19 protein-coding genes are annotated in these 17,197 nt (G+C 67.8%); 17 read left to right on the top strand and 2 right to left on the bottom strand.

Going from position 1 to position 17,197, the window contains the following annotated elements:
* The first annotated feature begins 24 nt into the window (after positions 1-24).
* From PCA10_RS13090 to PCA10_RS13075, 4 genes are all read left to right on the top strand, one after another.
* Entirely contained in the window at positions 25-444 is a 420-nt protein-coding gene (locus tag PCA10_RS13090) for a group II truncated hemoglobin (RefSeq protein WP_197539865.1), read from the top strand.
* A gap of 83 nt (positions 445-527) precedes the next feature.
* Entirely contained in the window at positions 528-956 is a 429-nt protein-coding gene (locus tag PCA10_RS13085) for a MarR family winged helix-turn-helix transcriptional regulator (protein WP_016492568.1), read from the top strand.
* A 24-nt stretch (positions 957-980) separates the two neighbouring features.
* Positions 981-2,054 (top strand): HlyD family secretion protein, encoded by a 1,074-nt coding sequence (locus PCA10_RS13080; protein ID WP_016492567.1) that lies wholly within the window; start codon positions 981-983, stop codon positions 2,052-2,054.
* 4 nt (positions 2,055-2,058) lie between these two features.
* Positions 2,059-3,600: a DHA2 family efflux MFS transporter permease subunit gene (locus PCA10_RS13075; protein ID WP_016492566.1), complete on the top strand. Its 1,542-nt coding sequence runs from the start codon at positions 2,059-2,061 to the stop codon at positions 3,598-3,600.
* Here PCA10_RS13075 and PCA10_RS13070 read toward each other — a convergent pair.
* A complete protein-coding gene (locus PCA10_RS13070; RefSeq protein WP_016492565.1) occupies positions 3,597-4,568 on the bottom strand; it encodes an AraC family transcriptional regulator in 972 nt (323 codons plus the stop codon). The genes PCA10_RS13075 and PCA10_RS13070 overlap by 4 nt on opposite strands.
* 214 nt (positions 4,569-4,782) lie before the next feature.
* Here PCA10_RS13070 and PCA10_RS13065 point away from each other — a divergent pair, with 214 nt between their 5' ends.
* The 13 genes from PCA10_RS13065 (at position 4,783) to PCA10_RS13010 (ending at position 16,358) form a co-directional block, all read left to right on the top strand.
* Positions 4,783-5,055, top strand: coding sequence for a DUF4242 domain-containing protein (locus tag PCA10_RS13065; RefSeq protein ID WP_016492564.1), 273 nt, complete (start codon positions 4,783-4,785; stop codon positions 5,053-5,055).
* A gap of 8 nt (positions 5,056-5,063) precedes the next feature.
* On the top strand, positions 5,064-5,876 hold the full coding sequence (locus PCA10_RS13060) for a class I SAM-dependent methyltransferase (protein WP_016492563.1): 813 nt from the start codon (positions 5,064-5,066) through the stop codon (positions 5,874-5,876).
* A gap of 135 nt (positions 5,877-6,011) precedes the next feature.
* A complete protein-coding gene (locus tag PCA10_RS13055; RefSeq protein WP_016492562.1) occupies positions 6,012-6,482 on the top strand; it encodes an Lrp/AsnC family transcriptional regulator in 471 nt (156 codons plus the stop codon).
* Positions 6,483-7,010: 528 nt separating this feature from the next.
* Positions 7,011-8,426 (top strand): APC family permease, encoded by a 1,416-nt coding sequence (locus PCA10_RS13050; protein WP_158491044.1) that lies wholly within the window; start codon positions 7,011-7,013, stop codon positions 8,424-8,426.
* A gap of 29 nt (positions 8,427-8,455) precedes the next feature.
* The gene (locus PCA10_RS13045) at positions 8,456-9,292 is read left to right on the top strand and encodes a polysaccharide deacetylase family protein (protein ID WP_016492560.1); all 837 of its coding nucleotides are present in this window, start codon (positions 8,456-8,458) and stop codon (positions 9,290-9,292) included.
* Entirely contained in the window at positions 9,292-10,344 is a 1,053-nt protein-coding gene (locus PCA10_RS13040) for a C45 family autoproteolytic acyltransferase/hydolase (RefSeq protein ID WP_016492559.1), read from the top strand. Before PCA10_RS13045 ends, PCA10_RS13040 begins: the two co-directional genes overlap by 1 nt.
* A gap of 29 nt (positions 10,345-10,373) precedes the next feature.
* Entirely contained in the window at positions 10,374-10,790 is a 417-nt protein-coding gene (locus tag PCA10_RS30805; protein WP_016492558.1) for a VOC family protein, read from the top strand.
* A gap of 24 nt (positions 10,791-10,814) precedes the next feature.
* Positions 10,815-11,630: an SDR family NAD(P)-dependent oxidoreductase gene (locus tag PCA10_RS13035; protein ID WP_016492557.1), complete on the top strand. Its 816-nt coding sequence runs from the start codon at positions 10,815-10,817 to the stop codon at positions 11,628-11,630.
* A gap of 29 nt (positions 11,631-11,659) precedes the next feature.
* Positions 11,660-12,691, top strand: a complete 1,032-nt coding sequence (locus tag PCA10_RS13030; protein ID WP_016492556.1) for a Rieske 2Fe-2S domain-containing protein — start codon at positions 11,660-11,662, stop codon at positions 12,689-12,691.
* Positions 12,688-13,650, top strand: a complete 963-nt coding sequence (locus PCA10_RS13025) for a PDR/VanB family oxidoreductase (protein ID WP_016492555.1) — start codon at positions 12,688-12,690, stop codon at positions 13,648-13,650. The genes PCA10_RS13030 and PCA10_RS13025 overlap by 4 nt, the downstream gene beginning before the upstream one ends.
* Positions 13,651-13,665: 15 nt before the next feature.
* On the top strand, positions 13,666-14,565 hold the full coding sequence (locus tag PCA10_RS13020) for a cation diffusion facilitator family transporter (RefSeq protein ID WP_016492554.1): 900 nt from the start codon (positions 13,666-13,668) through the stop codon (positions 14,563-14,565).
* Between the two features lie 36 nt (positions 14,566-14,601).
* Positions 14,602-15,333 (top strand): TorF family putative porin, encoded by a 732-nt coding sequence (locus tag PCA10_RS13015; RefSeq protein WP_016492553.1) that lies wholly within the window; start codon positions 14,602-14,604, stop codon positions 15,331-15,333.
* Positions 15,334-15,380: 47 nt separating this feature from the next.
* Complete coding sequence (locus PCA10_RS13010) at positions 15,381-16,358, top strand: methyl-accepting chemotaxis protein (RefSeq protein ID WP_016492552.1); 978 nt, start codon at positions 15,381-15,383, stop codon at positions 16,356-16,358.
* Here the strand turns inward: PCA10_RS13010 and PCA10_RS13005 are convergent.
* On the bottom strand, positions 16,355-17,176 hold the full coding sequence (locus PCA10_RS13005; RefSeq protein ID WP_041770701.1) for an aminoglycoside phosphotransferase family protein: 822 nt from the start codon (positions 17,174-17,176) through the stop codon (positions 16,355-16,357). The genes PCA10_RS13010 and PCA10_RS13005 overlap by 4 nt on opposite strands.
* Positions 17,177-17,197: the final 21 nt, after the last annotated feature.

The following is a 17,197-nucleotide window of genomic DNA, read 5'->3' as shown; positions in this document are numbered from 1 at the left end:
CCCGATTTCCTGATGGCCCCCTCCATGAGCACGACCCCTTCCTTCGGCACCGGCGATGCTTCCTACCTGGCGGCGGGCGGCATCGACGGCCTGCGCCGCCTGGTGGACGACTTCTACCGGCTGATGGACGAACTGCCCGAGGCCGCCGACCTGCGCCGCCTGCACCCGGAAAGCCTGGAGCAGTCCCGCGACAAGCTGGCCTGTTTCCTCAGCGGCTGGCTCGGCGGGCCGAAGCTGTTCAGCGAGAAGTACGGCTCCATCGCCATTCCCTCCTTCCACGCCCAATGGCCCATCGACCAGGCCCGGGCCGATGCCTGGCTGCTGTGCATGGCCCGCGCCATCGCCCTGCAGCCCTTCACGCCCGAGTTCGCCGAGTACCTGCTGGCGCAATTGCGGGTGCCGGCACAGCGAGTGGTACAGGCCAGCCGCGCGCGCCACGGCTGAGGTCGGCGCGCCCGGCGGGCGCGTTGACGGTGTTCTCTTCACGAATATATAGTAAGCACCGCTTATTATGAGGCGAACACACAATGCCTACCCATGAAGAAAGCCTGGGGTTCCTCCTTGCCGATGTCTCGCGCCTGATGCGCCGTGGCTTCGAGCAGAACATCTCGGGCAGCACCCTGACCCTCGGCCAGGCCCGCGCCCTGGCCCATGTGGCGCGCAACGAAGGCTGCCGCCAGGTCGAGCTGGCCGAACAACTGGAGGTCAAGCCGATCACCCTCGCCCGCCTGCTGGACCAGCTGGAACAGGCCGGACTGGTGGAGCGTCGCGCCGATCCGGACGACCGCCGCGCCTACCGCCTGTACCTGCGCCATGAGGCCGAGCAGGCCCTCGGCGATATCCGTACGGCCGGCACCGCGCTGCTGTCCCAGGCCATGCAGGGCATCGACGAAACCGAAGCCGCAGCCCTGGCCAGCGCGCTGCGCAAGATGCGCGTGAATCTCTCCTCCCGTTGATTCCCCCCGAGGAACCGCAACGTCATGAACACCCACACGGTCATAGTTCCGGAACAGGAAGTGCCGGCCGCAACCAATCCCCGCCGCACCCGCCTGCTGCTGATGGGCATCGCACCCCTGCTGGCCCTGGCGGCGGGCCTGGGCGCCTACCTCCACGGCGGCCGCTATGTCGAGACCGACAACGCCTACGCCAAGGCCGACAAGGTGCCGGTGAGCGCCGATGTCTCCGGCACCATCACCGAAGTGCTGGCCCATGAGAACGACCAGGTCAGCGCCGGCCAGCTGTTGTTCCGCATCGACCCGGCGAGCTTCCGCATCGCCGTCGCCAGGGCCGAAGCGCGCCTGGCCCAGGTGCGCAGCGACCTGGCCGCGTTGAAGGCCAGCTACCAGGAGAAATCCGCCGAGCTGGAACTGGCGCGCACCCGCCACGGCTTCGCCGAGAAGGACCTGCAACGCCAGGCCAACCTGGCGCAGCGCGGCTACCTGTCCCCGGCCCGCCTGGACGAATCGCGCCAGGCGGCCCAGGTGGCCGCCCAGGAAATCAACGCCCGCGAGCACGACCTCAAGCGCATCGCCGAGAACCTCGGCGGCAGCCTCGACCTGCCCATCGAGCAGCACCCCAGCTACCTCACCGCCCAGGCCGAACTGGACCAGGCGCGGCTCGACCTCCAGCGTTCCGAGGTGCATGCCTCGCTGCCGGGCACCATCAGCAAGGTGCCCCAGCCCGGCCAGTACATCAGCGCCGGCAACACCGCCATGACCCTGGTGGTGGACAGCAACCTCTGGGTGGAAGCCAACTTCCCGGAGAAGGACCTCACCCATGTACGCCCCGGCCAGGCGGTCGACGTGACCTTCGACATCTACCCCGACAGCACCTGGCACGGCGAGGTGGAAAGCCTGAGCCCGGGCACGGGCGCGGAGTTCTCGGTACTGCCGGCGCAGAACGCCACCGGCAACTGGGTGAAGGTGGCCCAGCGGGTGCCCGTGCGCATCCACCTGAAACCCGACGCCGCGCTGCCGCCCCTGCGCGCCGGCCTCAGCGCCGTGGTCGAGATCGACACCGGCCACAAGCGCAGCCTCGCCAGCCTGGTGCTCTGATCCCATGGACACCACTGCCGTCCAGGATGGCGCGTCGAAGCGCTGGCTGATCACCGTCTCGGTGATGCTCGCGACCATCATGCAGGCGCTGGACACCACCATCGCCAACGTCGCCCTGCCGCACATGCAGGGCAGCATGGGCACCACCCAGGACCAGATCAGCTGGGTGCTGACCTCCTATATCGTGGCCGCCGCCATCTGCATGCCGCTGACCGGCTTCATCGCCGCGCGCTTCGGCCGCAAGCGGCTGTTCATGTGGTCCATCGTCGGCTTCACCATCGCCTCCATGCTCTGCGGCGCGGCCCAGAGCCTGGAGCAGATCGTGCTGTTCCGCCTGCTCCAGGGCGTGTTCGGCGCCAGCCTGGTGCCGCTGTCCCAGGCGGTGCTGCTGGATACCTACCCCAAGGAGCAACACGGTTCGGCCATGGCCATCTGGGGCGTCGGGGTGATGGTCGGCCCCATCCTCGGCCCGAGCCTCGGCGGCTGGCTCACCGAGTACTACAACTGGCGCTGGGTGTTCTACATCAACCTGCCCTTCGGCCTGTTGGCCTGGTTCGGCCTGGCCAGCTTCCTCAAGGAAACCCCGATCGAGCACGAACGGCGTTTCGACCTGGCGGGCTTCGCCCTGCTCGCCCTGGCCATCGGCGCCTTCCAGCTGATGCTCGACCGTGGCGAATCCCAGGACTGGTTCCAGAGTGGCGAGATCCTCATCGAGGGAGCCCTGGCCGCCCTCGGCCTCTACCTGTTCGTGGTGCATGTGCTGACCCACCGCCATCCCTTCATCGACCCGGCGATGTTCCGCGACCGCAACCTCAGCGTCGGGCTGATCTTCATCTTCATGCTGGGCATCATGCTGTTCGCCACCATGACCCTGCTGCCGCCCTTCATGCAGAACCTGATGGGTTACCCGGTGATCGACGTCGGCAACCTGATCGCGCCACGGGGCCTTGGCACCATGGCCGCGATGCTGCTGGTGGGGCGCCTGATCAACCGTTTCGACCCACGGGCCATGATCGGCCTGGGCCTGTTGCTCACCGCCCTGTCGCTCTGGGAGATGACCGGTTTCACCGCCGAGATCGGCAGTGCCGCCATCGTCCGCAGCGGCCTGGTCCAGGGCTTCGGCCTGGGGCTGATATTCGTGCCGCTGTCGACCCTGACCTTCTCCACACTGGCGCCGCGCTACCGCAACGAAGGCGCCGCGCTATTCAGCCTGATGCGCAACGTCGGCAGTGGTATCGGCATTTCCCTGGTGATCAGCTACCTGGCCCAGCGCACCCAGATCAACCACGCGGTGTTCAGCGACCTGATGACGCCATTCAACCAGGCGCTGACCCAGGCCACCGAAAGTGGCGCCCTGAACATCAGCAGCCCGGCCGGCCTGGTGGCGCTGAACGCCGAGGTCACCCGCCAGGCCACCGTGCTGGCTTACCTGCAGGACTTCCGCCTGATGATGTTCGTCACCCTCGCCTCCCTGCCCCTGCTGCTGCTCCTGCGCAAACCGCCCAAAGGCGCTGCCGCGATGGAGCCCCATGCGGTGATGGACTAGCCCATCGACTGACGACGCAACTGGTTGCGCCGCCAGGCTGCCGGCGGCGCGCCGTATTCCCGGCGAAAGGCCCGGCTGAAGGCGGTATCGGTCTGGTAGCCGACGTCTTCGGCGATGCGCGCCAGCGGCGCATTGCTGCGGCACAGCAGATTGGCCGCCAGCAGCATGCGCCACTGGGTCAGGTACTGCATGGGCGAACTCCCCACTATCTGCTGGAAACGCTCGGCCAGCACCGAGCGCGAGGTACCGGCGGTGCGCGCCAGCTCCTCCAGGGTCCAGGCCTGGGCCGGGCACTTGTGCAACGCGTTGAGCGCACTGCCCACCACCCGATCGCCCACACCCGCCAGCCAGCCGGTGTGCCCCTCGGCCTGCTCGTTCATGTACAGGCGCAGCACCTCGACGAACAGCACCTCGGCCAGCTTGGCCAGCACCCCCTCGCCGCCCGGACGGGGCGACTTGGCCTCGGCCAGGGCGTAGCGCACCGAGGCTTCCAGCCAGGCGCCGGCATTGGAGCCGCGCACATTCACCCGCACCAGGGCGGGCAACCCGGCCAGCAACATGTCCGCCAGTCGTGCGTCGCAGGCCAGGTAGCCGCACACCAGGCGGGTGATCGCGCCGCCGCCGCCATAGGCCAGTTGCCGGGGCCGTCGCGCCAGCACCGCGTCCAGGCGCGCGCCGGTGGCCGGAGGTACGCCGGGCTGGGAGGTCATGCGGTGGGCGTCGCCCTGGGGAAAGATCACCACGTCGCCGGCTTGCAGCTTCACCGGCCGCTCGTGTCCCATCTCGACGAAGCACTCGCCCTCGATGATCAGGTGGAAGATCACCACCCGTTCGGCGCCGGGCTCCAGCAGGGACACCACCGAATCCGCACGGGGCGACTGGTAGCACCAGGGCGCGCTGAATCGCGCATTGATGAATATGGCGCCGACCAGGCGGACGACGCGCAGGGTTTCCGAGAGTGCGTCCATCAGCCCTCACCTCCGGCGCATTCCTGCAATTCTGGGCGCCCGGCCGCCGCCAGGGAGCCCGCCCGGATAAATGGCGCGATTGGCGGACGATCGGGCAGGCCTTGCCGACGTTCGGGCAGGACGCCACCGCCGGGGAGGCGGATAGTTCGCCTGCTCGCCCTCGCTGCCCGCTTCATCCGGGGCGAGCCCGCAAGCCAACAAGAAAGAGGTCACCATGCCCAAGTTCCTCATTGAAAGAGAGATACCGGACGCTGGAAAACTCACGGATCGAGACCTCAAAGCCATATCGCAGAAGTCCTGCCGGGTGCTGAAGGAGCTCGGCCCGCAGGTGCAATGGGTCCAGAGCTACGTCACCGATGACAAGCTGTACTGCGTCTACCTCGCCACCAGCGAAGAGTTGGTGAGGGAGCACGCAGAACGGGGCGGTTTCCCCGCAAACCGCATCTCCCGCATCAGCACCATCATCGACCCGACCACCGCCGAATGAGCCCCGCCATGACCACCGCAACTGATCTTGAAGCACTGAAAAGCCGGCAGATGGCCTCCTGGGCCAGCGGCGACTACGCCGTGATCGGCACCACCCTGCAACTGGTCGGCGAATTGCTGGCCGAAGCCTGCGACCTGCGCTACGGCGAACGCGTGCTGGATGTGGCCGCCGGCAACGGCAACGCCACCCTGGCCGCCGCGCGCCGGGGCGGCCAGGTGACCTCCACCGACTATGTGCCGGCCCTGCTGGAACGTGGCCGCGAGCGCGCCCAGGCCGAGCGCCTGGACGTGAAGTTCCAGGGTGCCGACGCCGAGAACCTGCCGTTTGCCGACGCCAGCTTCGACGTCGTGCTGTCCACCTTCGGCGTGATGTTCACCCCCGACCAGGCCAAGGCCGCCGCCGAACTCGCCCGGGTGTGCCGCCCAGGTGGACGCATCGGCCTGGCGAACTGGACACCGGAAGGCTTCATCGGCCAGGTGTTCAAGACCCTCGGCCGTCACCTGCCACCGCCACCCGGCGTACTGCCGCCGTCACGCTGGGGCGTGGAAGCCAACCTGCGCGAGCTGTTCGACGACAGCGCCCGGGAAATCTCGGCGGCGCGGCGCCTGTTCAACTTCCGCTATCGCTCGCCGGCGCATTTCCTCGAAGTCTTCCGTACCTGGTACGGACCGGTGCACAAGGCCTTCGCCGCCCTGCCGGCCGACGGTGCCGCCGCCCTGGAAAGCGACCTGCTGGAACTGCTCGAGCGCTACAACCGCGCCGGGCCGGATTCCCTGGTCATTCCCAGCGAGTACCTGGAGGTGGTGATCACCCGGCGCTGAGGTGGAGTACCTGTGGGGGCGAACTCATTCGCCCCCACACCCTCCCTTGTGCCGCGACGCGCTTCTGAATCGATGGAAATCTGGTAGCCTCGGAGCCCTGTGCCGCAACGGCCCTGCCATGGAATCCCCGTCCCGATGCCCAACTCGATTCTCGACCCGCTGGACTACGAAATCGTCCGCGAACTCCAGGAAGATGGCCGCCGGGCCTTCCGCGAAGTCGCCCGCAACCTCTCGGTGCCGGAAGCCACGGTGCGCACCCGGGTCAAGCGCCTGCAGGACCAGGGCATCCTGCAGATCCTTGCCTTCACCAACCCCTCGAAGCTCGGCCAGGCCAAGCTGGCGCTGTTCTTCGTCTCCGTGGCGCCCCAGGACCACGACCGGGTGGTGGACACCCTCGGCCGCTGGAGCGAAGTGAGCTACCTCTCCACCACCCTAGGCAGCGCCGATGTCTGCGTGCAGGTGCTCTGCCGCGACGACGAGAGCCTCTGGGCCCTGCAGCAGAAAGTGCGCAGCCTGCCCGGCGTGGAGGAAGTGCGGGTGATGCAGGAAGTGAAGGTGCACAAGATCCGCTTCACCATCCCCACGGTTCAATCGACCGAAGAGTGATCGCGCAGCGTTTTCGTAGGAGCGAATTCATTCGTGATCGTGCCCCGCGCGTATCCCTAAGGTGCGCCATCGAGCCGATACATCCCTCACCGCCATCCCCTCTCCCGAAGGGAGAGGGGTGATCCAGCCCCGGATGTAATCCGGGCAAACCCCGACCAACGCTCCCGGATTTCATCCGGGCTACGACTCCACCCCTCCGAAATCCCCGCCGTTCATCCGCCAACTGCGCAAAATCCACTGAATCCCTTCGCGCATTGCGCAATCCCACCTAGGCCATTTTCGCGCACAGGTGTTCCACCTTCCTGCCACTGATTTGCCCCGACCCTTCAAGCACGGGCCTTGCGGCCCGGGTTCCGTCCTGGTGCATTCGCCGTGCCATCTTGGCGCAATGCGTATTTTTATTACACTCATATTGCGCAATGCGTATTTTAAATCGACATAAACGTATACATGCGCAAATAAACGACTTAGCATCAACTCATCGCGCGACCCAACAACAAAACACGACACAAGATGAGGGCGATGCACATGCAACAGGCCAATCCAGGCTCCGGACACTCCGCGGCACTTGCCAAGACCATTCGCTGGTGGGATGGGGTGGCCATCACCCTGAGCCTCCCGGCGGCCCTGTTCGTCGGCCTCGGCTACTCCATCGGCGCCATCGGTGCCTGGGCCGCCATCGCCCTCTGGGCGCTGATCGCCGTGGTCGCCGTGCTGCACAACTGGCTCTATTCGGAAATGGGCGCCATGTTCGGCGACAAGTCCGGCGGCATCGCCCTCTACGCCAACGAAGCCTGGAGCCGGCGCATCCCCTGCCTCGGCCCGCTGGCCACTTACGCCTACTGGTTCGCCTGGGCCACCGCGCCGGCGATCTGGGGCCTGGCGGTGGCGCAGATCCTCACCGAACAGTTCTTCCCCAACGCCAGCTACAGCCTCGATATCGGCGTGATGCAGCTGGACCTGCCGCAGCTGATCGCACTGGGCGTGGCGCTGTTCTCCTGGGCCCTGTCCATGGTCAACCTGCGCTTCACCATGATCATCATCACCGCCGCCGGCGTGCTGCTGATGATCCCGGTGCTGATATTCAGCGGCAGCTTCCTCGCCAGCGGCTGGAGCACCGCCAGCTTCAGCTGGGGCATCAGCGCCGACGCCGCCGGCCTGCGCACCGTCCTGGCCTGGCTGTTCGTGATGGCCTGGTCGGCCTATGCGGTGGAAGCCGCCGCCTCCTTCATCCCGGAGTTCCGCGACACCGTGCCGGATACCCGCAAGGCCCTGCGTATCTCCGCGCTGATCCTGCTGCTGGTGTTCACCCTGACCCCGCTGGGCCTGGCTGGCCTGCTGGGTGAAAAAACCCTGGCCGAGCACCCCTACGGCTTCCTCCAGATCGGCGCCCAGGTGCTGCTGGGCGGTGGCGCCGCGCTGATCACCCTGGTGCTGATCGCCGGCATCCTGGTGCTCTCGGTGATGGGCACCGCCGACGCCGGCCGCGCCCTCTACCAGAGTTCGCTGGACGGCCTGACCGTGCGCCAGTTCGGCACCCTCAACCGCGCCGGCGTACCGGCTCGCGCCGTCACCGTGCAGTTGCTGATCAACGTCGCCCTGGTGCTGTTCGTGGGCAATGCCCTGGCGGTGATAGTCGCCGGCAACGTCGGCTACGTCCTCGCCCACCTGCTGGCGGTGGCCGGTTTCGTGGTGCTGCGCAAGGACCGTCCCGAGGCCGCCCGGCCGATCCGCCTGGGCCGTGGTTGGGTCGCCATCGCCGTGGGCCTGGTGCTGTTCGACGGACTGATCCTGGTGGTCGGCACCACCAGCGCCTCCATCACCGGCTACGGCGGCCTGAAGGAAGTCGGCATCGCCATCGCCGTGCTCGCCCTGTCCCAGGTGCTGTATTTCCTGCGTCGCCTGCAGGACCGGGCCCAGCCCGCCGCCGCGCCCTTTCACTGATAACCGCACCTCAACTAGGAACCGCCCTGATGAGCATCGATAACAAGGCCCACGTGCAGTGGCCGAACAAGTGCCCTGTCGCCGTTTCACTGACCTTCGACGTGGACGCCGAAGCCGGACTGCTGGGCGAGGGCCCCAGCTTCGCGCGCCGCCTGACCAGCCTCTCCGAGGGCCGCTTCGGCGTCACCCGTGGCGTACCGCGCATCCTCGAACTGCTGCGCCGGCACCGTATCCGCGCCACCTTCTTCGTGCCCGGCCACACCGCCGACCTGCATCCGCAGCTGGTGGAGCAACTGCTCGCCGATGGCCACGAAGTGGGCCACCACGGCCATATGCACCTGCGCAGCGACCGCATCTCGGCCGAGCAGCAGCTGGAAGAAATGGAACGGGGGCTGGACGCCCTGGCCCGGGCCGGCGCGCCGAAACCCGCCGGCTACCGTTCCTCCTCCTGGGAGCTGACCCCGGAGACCTTCGAGCTGGTCCTGGCCAAGGGCTTCGTCTACGACTCCAGCTGCATGGGCGACGACCGCCCCTACTTCGAGACCTGGAACGGCCAGTCGATCCTAGAACTGCCGGTGCACTGGTCCCTGGATGACTGGCCGATGTTCGGCTGGGGCATCGACAACGGCGGCAACTTCACCCACCCGCGCACCCTCGCCGACACCTGGCTGGCCGAGTACGAGTCGGCCCGCCGCGACGGCCGCCACACCAGCTTCACCATGCACCCGGAAGTGATCGGCCGCGCCGCCCGCTTCGAGCAGCTGGAGCGCCTGGTGGAGCGCATGGTCAGCGACGGCGATGTCTGGTTCGCGCGCCTGGACGAAGTGGCCCGCCAGGTCGAACCGCAACTGAAGAAGGTGGCCTGATGAGCATCCTGTTCCGCTCCAGCGTCCTTGCGCCGCGCGAGCGCGGCCGTGAATTCGGCGACGCCCACGCCCGCCAGATCGCCATGACGGTGAGCAATTACCAAGGCCTGTTCCAGCGTGTCGCCACCCGCCCCTATGACGTGGGCGCCCTCGGCGCCCAGGCGCTGGAGCAGATCGCCGCCTTCGCCGCGCCGTTGCACGAAGAAATCCTCGGCATTGCCGAGGGCGCGGGGATCGACGCCGAGTTCATCGGCGCGATCAACGCCCGTACCGAGATCCTCGCCTACCTCGGCGCGCAACTGCGCGGCGAATGCTCCACGGTGGTCCAGGCCAACCCCTTCGGTGCGCCGGTGACGGCGCAGACCTGGGACTGGTACGCCGAGTTCGCCGATACCTGGCTGACCTGGGAGATTCCCCATGCCGATGGCCGCCTGACCACCACCGTCACCGAGTTCGGCATCGTCGGCAAACCGGGGGTGAACAACCGTGGGCTCGGCACCCACTTCAACATCCTTCACCACCAGCGCGACGGCGAGCGCATCGGCGTGCCGGTGCACGTGCTGTCGCGCTGGATCCTCGACAGCTGCGGCGACATCAACCAGGCCATGCTGCTGTGCCACGCCGCCGGGGTTTCCGCCTCCAGCGTGCTGACCCTGGTGGCGGCGGTGGAAGGCGCCAGCGCGGCGGTGTCGGTGGAGCTGCACCCCGGCGGCCCGGCCCTGGTGTTCCCGGACGACAACGGGCTGTTGATCCACACCAACCACTTCCTGGCCGAAGCGGTGCGGCCGTTCGACACCGAGCCTGCGGCCTACCCGGACACCCTGGTGCGCTACGACCTGCTGCGCCGGCGCCTGGCCGGGCGTGCCGGGCTCGAAACCCATGACCTGCTCACGGCGCTGAACAGCCACCTGGGCAGCACCGGTGCGCTGTGCTGCCACCCGGCGGCGGACCTGCCGCAGACCGGCCAGTACGCGACCCTCGCCAGCATCACCCTCGATGTGCTCGCCGGCACGCTGCAGGCGCTGCCCGGCGGCCCCTGCCGTCACCTCTAACCCCCGACAACAACAACGGAGCCATTCCCATGCTCAAGCTCAAACGCCTCGACAACATGGACATCCTCACCCCCGACGTGCAGCGCCTGGTGGACTTCTACCACGGCACCCTGGGCCTGGGTTTCTTCCTGCCCTACGTGGCTGAAGAGAAGTGGGCCGCCATCGAAATGGGCAACGTCACCCTGTACATCTTCCACACCACCAACGACACCCCGGTGGAGCGCCGCACCGCGGTGAACCTGGAAGACAAGCCGGGCTTCGACTCCTTCGCCTTCGAGGTTGAGAACCTCGACGCCGCCATCGACTACCTGGACGGCAAGGTGGAATGGGTGACCGCCGAGCCCATCGAGTGGCAGCACCCCAACGGCACCCACTACCGCTACCGCCCGATGTTCGACCCGGACGGCAACATGTTCTACGTCACCCAGCCGCACAAGACCGTCTGACCCACCCGCTATCGGAGAAACCCCATGACTGCTGCAACCCAAGGGGCCCTGGCTACCCAGGCGCCCGAGGCGGTGCTCGCCCTGTCGCCGGCCGCCCAACGCCTGGAAGGCCGCGTCGCCCTCGTCACCGGAGCCGGCCGCGGCGCCGGCCGTGCCCACGCCCGCCTGCTGGCGGCCCGTGGCGCGGCGGTGGCGATCGTCGACATCGATGCCGACGTGGCGCAGGCCACCGCGCTGGAAATCATTGACGCCGGCGGCAAGGCCATAGCGATCGCCGCCGACATCACCGACCGCGGCCTGGCCGAGCGCCTGGTGGCCTCGGTGGCCGAACGACTGGGCGGGCTCGACATCCTCGTGCACAACGCCGGCCTGATCTATTCCATGACCGGCCTGGAAGAGACCGACGACGCCAACTTCGACCGCCTGCTGTCGATCAACATCCGCGCCCCGCTGTTCCTCACCCGTGCGGCGCTGCCGCACCTGCGCAAGAGCCGCGCGCCCCGGGTGATCTTCATCAACTCGCAGTGGGGCCAGGTGCCGGACGGCCATTCCTACGCCTACATGGTGTCCAAGGCCGGCCAGTTGGGCCTGATGAAGACCCTGGCCAAGGAGTTCGTCGGCGAGGGCATCCTGGTCAACGCCATCACCCCCGGCGCCATCCTCACCCGCATGGTGCCCGACGAGTACATCGAGGCCGAGAAGGCCGCCATCCCCCTGGGCCGACTGGTCCATCCCGAGGAAATCGCCGCCGCCGTGGCCTTCCTCGCCTCCGACGAAGCCGCCTTCATCACCGGCCAGGCCCTGCCGGTCAACGGCGGCGCCCTGGTCGTCGGCATCTGAACAACAAGAACAACCTGTGAGGAAATCCCATGACTACTGAAGTGACCCAACGCCAGCGCGCCGAACAGGCCATGCGCCGCCAGTGGTTCCCGGTTGCCCGTTCCGTCGACCTGGACAAGCCGCAGTCCGCCACCCTGCTGGGCGAGAAGCTGGTGGTCTACCGCACCGCCTCCGGCAAGGTCGTGGTGCAGGAAGCCCGCTGTCCCCACCGTGGCGCCGACCTGTCCCTGGGCGAGGTGCATGGCGAGAACATCGCCTGCCCGTACCACGGCTGGCAGTTCTCAGGCGAGAACGGCAAGTGCAGCCACATCCCGGCCCTGGAAGACCAGTGCAAGATCCCCCAGGCCGCCGCCATCCGCACCCTCGCCTGCCAGGAGCGCTACGGGCATGTCTGGACCGCCCTGGAAGAGCCGCTGTTCGATCTCTACGACCTGGCCGAATGGCGCGAGCTGAACCTCGAGTGGCTGGCCGCCGAACCGCTGGACTCGCCTACCGGGGTGGCCGTGGCCGTGGAGAACTTCGGTGACGTGGCGCACTTCGCCTACATCCACCGCGGCATGATGGGCAAGCTCAACCCGCAGGTGGAGCCGCTGAACGTGCGCCGCGAAGGCCTGGACGTGTGGATGGATCGCCCGCTGATCTCCTGCGAGGGCGAGTGGGCCAACGACGGCGACTGCATGATGAACTACCACATCGTCGCGCCGGGTCTGGTGGCCATCACCTACGACTACGAGCGCCTGGGCAAGCGCATCGTCGCCGGCTTCCCCTGCCCGATCGCCTACGACCACGTGAAGATCTTCTGGGCCGTGGCCAACGACCGCGACTACACCGGCGGCGACCTGCAGGAATGCCTGCGCGTGGAAGAGCTGCTGTACCTGGAAGACCTGCCGGTGGCCGCCACCATCATCCCGCGCGAGATCGACTGGGACGGCAACCATGTCGAGCATTCCACCGCCGCCGACCTCTACACCATGAACTACCGCCGAGCCTTCCGCGAGTTCATCGAGCGCGGCCAGCATGCGCCGGTTCGCCTGGTGGGCGAGCAGCGGGTGGCGCCGTGAGCGCCCTGGCTGCACAGCTCGAGGTACAGGTCACTGGCATGCGGCTGGAAGCCGAAGGGGTGATCTCCCTCGAACTGCGCGCACCGGAGCGCACGCCCTTGCCGGCATGGAACCCGGGGGCGCACATCGACCTGCTGCTGCCCTCGGGTCTGGTGCGCCAGTACTCGCTGTGCGGCGACCCGTTGGATAACACGCGCCTGTGCGTCGCGGTGCTGCTGGAGGCCAAGGGTCGCGGCGGTTCGCGAGAGGTGCACGATGGCCTGCGGGTGGGCCAGCGCATTGCCATCCGTGGCCCGCGCAACGCCTTCCCGCTGGAAGCGGGCCAGCGCTACCTGTTCGTCGCGGGGGGGATCGGCATCACGCCGATCCTCGCCATGGCCCGCGCGGCCGAGCGCGCCGGCGCCGACTGGCAGCTGGTCTACGGCGGCCGTTCGCGCCGTTCCATGGCCTTCATCGACGAGCTGCTGGCCCTGGGCGGCGAGCGGGTATCCATCCAGCCGGCGGACGAAACCGGTCTGCTGGACCTGGAAGCCATCGCCGCCCTGGCCGCCGACGACCGCCACACCTACAGCTGCGGCCCGGCGCCGCTGCTGGACGCGCTCAGCGAGCGCTTCGCGGTGGAAGGCCTGGCCGAGCGCCTGCACCTGGAGCGTTTCGCCCCGGCCGCCCCGGCGCCCGGCGCCGCCAATGGCCAGGGCCTCACCTTGATCCTCGCCCGCAGCGGCATGGAAGTGCCGGTGGCGGACGACCGCAGCGTGTTGCAGGCCCTGCGCGACGCCGGCTGCAGCGTGTCCACCTCCTGCGAGCAGGGGGTGTGCGGCATGTGCGAGACGCGGGTGCTGGCGGGCGAAGTGGACCACCGCGACATGCTGCTCACCGACGCCGAACGCGCGCGCAACAACGTGATGATGGTCTGCGTGTCCCGCGCGCGCACCGCCACCCTCACCCTGGACCTGTAAAGGAGGCATCTCGGGATGGCCGGGATCGAACAACGCATCCTCAAGCTGTCGATCCTGGCCACCGCCCTGGTGGCCTGTGGAGGCATCGCCTTCGGCCTCTGGTCGGGCTCGCAGTCCATCGTCTTCGATGGCCTGTTCAACGCCATCGACTCCTGCATGGCGCTGCTCGCGCTGCTGGTCTCGCGGCTGCTGGTGAAGCAGCCGGGAAGGCGCTTCCAGCAAGGCTACTGGCACTTCGAGCCGCTGGTACTGGCGCTCAACGGCAGCGTGCTGGTGCTGCTCTGCGTCTATGCGCTGATCAACTCCATCGGCGGCCTGCTGCGTGGTGGCCACGCCCTGGCCTTCGATGCGGCGCTGGTCTATGCGCTGCTCACCCTCGCCTGTTCGGTGCTGATGCTCGGCTACCAAAGGCGGCACAACCGCAAGCTGAAGTCCGAGCTGATCCAGCTCGATATCCAGAGCTGGCTGATCTCCACCCTGATCACCGCCGCCCTGCTGGCCGCCTTCGTCGTCGGCTACCTGCTGCAAGACACGTCCTGGCAATGGCTGACGCCCTACATCGACCCGGCGGTCCTCGCCCTGCTCTCCCTGCTGCTGATCCCCGGCCCGCTGCGCACGGTGATCAAGGCAGTGAAGCAGGTCCTGCGTATCACCCCCGAGGCGCTGGAGCATGAAATCAGCGGGCTGATGGCGGGCATGACCCGGCGCTACGGCTTCGAATGCAGCTCCCACTCGGTGGCGCAGATCGGCCGGGGGCTGTTCGTGGAAATCCAGATCGTGCTGCCTGAAGCCATGGACCGCTGGAAGGTTTCCGAACTGGACGACCTACGCGCGGAGATCGCCGCCGCCATTGGCCGCGAAGGCCCCAACCGCTGGCTGGCGATTGCCTTCACCCGCGATCGCCGCTGGCTCTGAAGCACCCACCCCAAGAAGAAAAAAGGAGATAGTCCCTTGAACCACGCCCTGAAAATGGCCGTGGCCGGCACCCTGCTGGCCCACTGCAACCTCAGCTCGGCCATTACCCTCAACGACGACTTCAGCCTGGCCCTGGAAGCCGGCGTCTTCAGCGACTACCGCATGCGCGGGCTGTCCCAGACCCAGGGCGACCCGGCGGTGCAGGGCTCGGCTACCCTGCTCCACTCCAGCGGCCTGTACGCCGGGGTCTGGAGTTCCAACGTGGACTTCGGCCTCGGCAGCAAGACCCGCCAGGAGCTGGACGGCTACGTCGGCTACTACTGGCAGGCCACCGACGACGTGAGCCTGGATGTCGCCTGGTACAAGTACGTCTATCCCAAGGTAGGCGGTCTCAACTACAGCGAGTACTTCGCCGAACTGAAGGCCTACGGCGCCAAGCTGGGCGGCTACTACTCCGACGACCTGATGGGCGACCAGAGCATGCTCTACAGCTACCTCGGCTATGGCTTCACCTTGCCTGGCGAGGTGAGCCTGGAAGCCCGCTACGGCTGGGTGGACTACAAGGACCCGGTGTGGATCTCGGCCAGCGGCGCCACCCGCGACAGCTACGACGAGTGGGAAGTGAAACTCGGCAAGAACCTGTTCGGCCTCGACTGGTCGCTGAGCTATGTCGATACCGACTTGTCCCGGGCCGAGTGCGCCAACTACCTGGGCTTCGACGACCTCTGTTCCGCCACCCTGGTGGCCGGAGTCAGCAAGACCTTCTGACGTGGCGACGTGCGCCGTGCGGCGGCGCACGTCCGGGAGTAGCTGTCATGTGGTTCAACAACGAAGCGACGCGACTGGCGCCGCAACTCTGCGAATGGATAGCGCGCCTGCTCAATGGCCAGGCCATCGAGCCCAGCGGACAACTGGCGGTGCACCCGCTCCTGCGTCAGTCCCTGGAGCGCCTGCGCCTGGCCTGGCAACAGCAAACCGACACGCTGCGCGAACCCCCACCGCCCTGCACCGAGGCGGAGCTGGGCCAGTTGCAGCGGCAACTGGACGATGGCCTCGCCCGCCAGTCCCTGCTACAGGCTCAGCTGGACACAGCCCGGCAGCTACTCGGCGAACAACAGCAGCGCCTCGCCGCCTGGGACCAGGAACGGCGCGCCTGGGAGCTGGCGCGCCAGACCCTCACCGAAGGCACCTGGGACCTGCTGGTGGCCCATGGCGACGCCGACCACCCGCAGAGCAGCATCCACTGGTCCGAGCGTTTCTGCGCGCTGATCGGCTACAGCCGCACCGAGCTGCCCGATGGCTGGGACAGCTACAACCAGGTCGCCCACCCCGAGGACCTCAAGCAGGTGATGCGGCAGTTCCGCGAGCTGCTGCGCGACCCTGACCCGGAGGCTAGCTACGTGGCCGAGTACCGCATGCGCCACAAGTCACGAGGGGAAATCTGGTTCCGCGAGCGAGCCCGCTGCCTGCGGGACGAACGCGGCGTGCTGCTGCGAGTGACCGGCGCGGTGCGCGACATCAGCGACGAGAAGCAGGCCGAGGCCGCGCGCCAGCGGGAGCAGGCCGCCATGCAGGCCACCTACGGACAGATTGCCCAGGTAGTCGGGGTGATCAAGGCCATCGCCGACCAGACCAACCTGCTGGCCCTAAATGCCGCCATCGAGGCCGCCCGCGCCGGCGAAGTGGGCCGGGGCTTCTCGGTGGTGGCGGACGAGGTGAAGAACCTCGCCAGGCGCACCCGCGTCGCTACCCAGGAAATCCAGGACATGCTGGAGAACGGCCGAGGCACCTAGCCGGAATGCCTCGCGCCGTTGCCGGCAAGGGCATCCAGGGCCAGTGCCAGGACCTGGAAGTCGGAGTCGGCGTACGTCTCATCGCCGTCCTCCAGGAACCAGGCGGCGGACAGCCCCGCGTAGGCCGCCACCCACTGCAGCAGGCGCGTCGTCCCCAGGCCGGAGGCCTCGGCCACCACCGCGACCTGCCGATGGAAGCGCTCCGGGCGGGTGACCGTGGGCAGTTCGGGGTTGCAGATGAGGTTGGCGTAGTCGTAGCCCCGGTCGCCCAGGACCCGCTTGGGATCGATGGCGAGCCAGCCACGGGGGCCGAAGTCCAGCACGTTGTCGTGATGAACATCGCCGTGGAGCACCACCACGTCACGCTGGGAGCCCAGCAATCCGCGGGCGATGGCCGCCGATTCGGCAAAGCGCGCCGGGACCTCGCGGGCCGCCAGGAACAGCGCCGCAAACCAGTCTTCGAGGCTGGCCAACCCCGCCGGCGGCGCGCCCCGGGGCCGATGCAGACGCGCGATGGTGGCGCAGGCGATGCGGCTGGCCTCATCGTCCTGCCCGTCCAGGGCCATGCGCATCAGGGAACCCGGGCCGGTGGCCCGCTCCATCAGCAATGCCTGCTCGTCCTGGCGATACACCTCGGCGGCGCCGTCGCCGGCCCACCAGGCCATCACCCGGGCGCCGATCCGTTCCTCATCGTCATGAGCCACTTTGAGCATCGCCGCCCGACCTTCGAAGCGCACCGGCAGCAGATCGCTGCCCGGCGTATGGATGGGGGCGCCCTCGGGCTGCAGCCGCCACTGGTTCAGATAGGGTTCGAACACGGGCATTTCCTCCTTGAAGGG

Origin of the sequence: Pseudomonas resinovorans NBRC 106553, from assembly GCF_000412695.1 — a bacterium.
Taxonomy (GTDB): domain Bacteria; phylum Pseudomonadota; class Gammaproteobacteria; order Pseudomonadales; family Pseudomonadaceae; genus Metapseudomonas; species Metapseudomonas resinovorans_A.
This window is presented reverse-complemented; position numbering and strand designations above follow the sequence as displayed.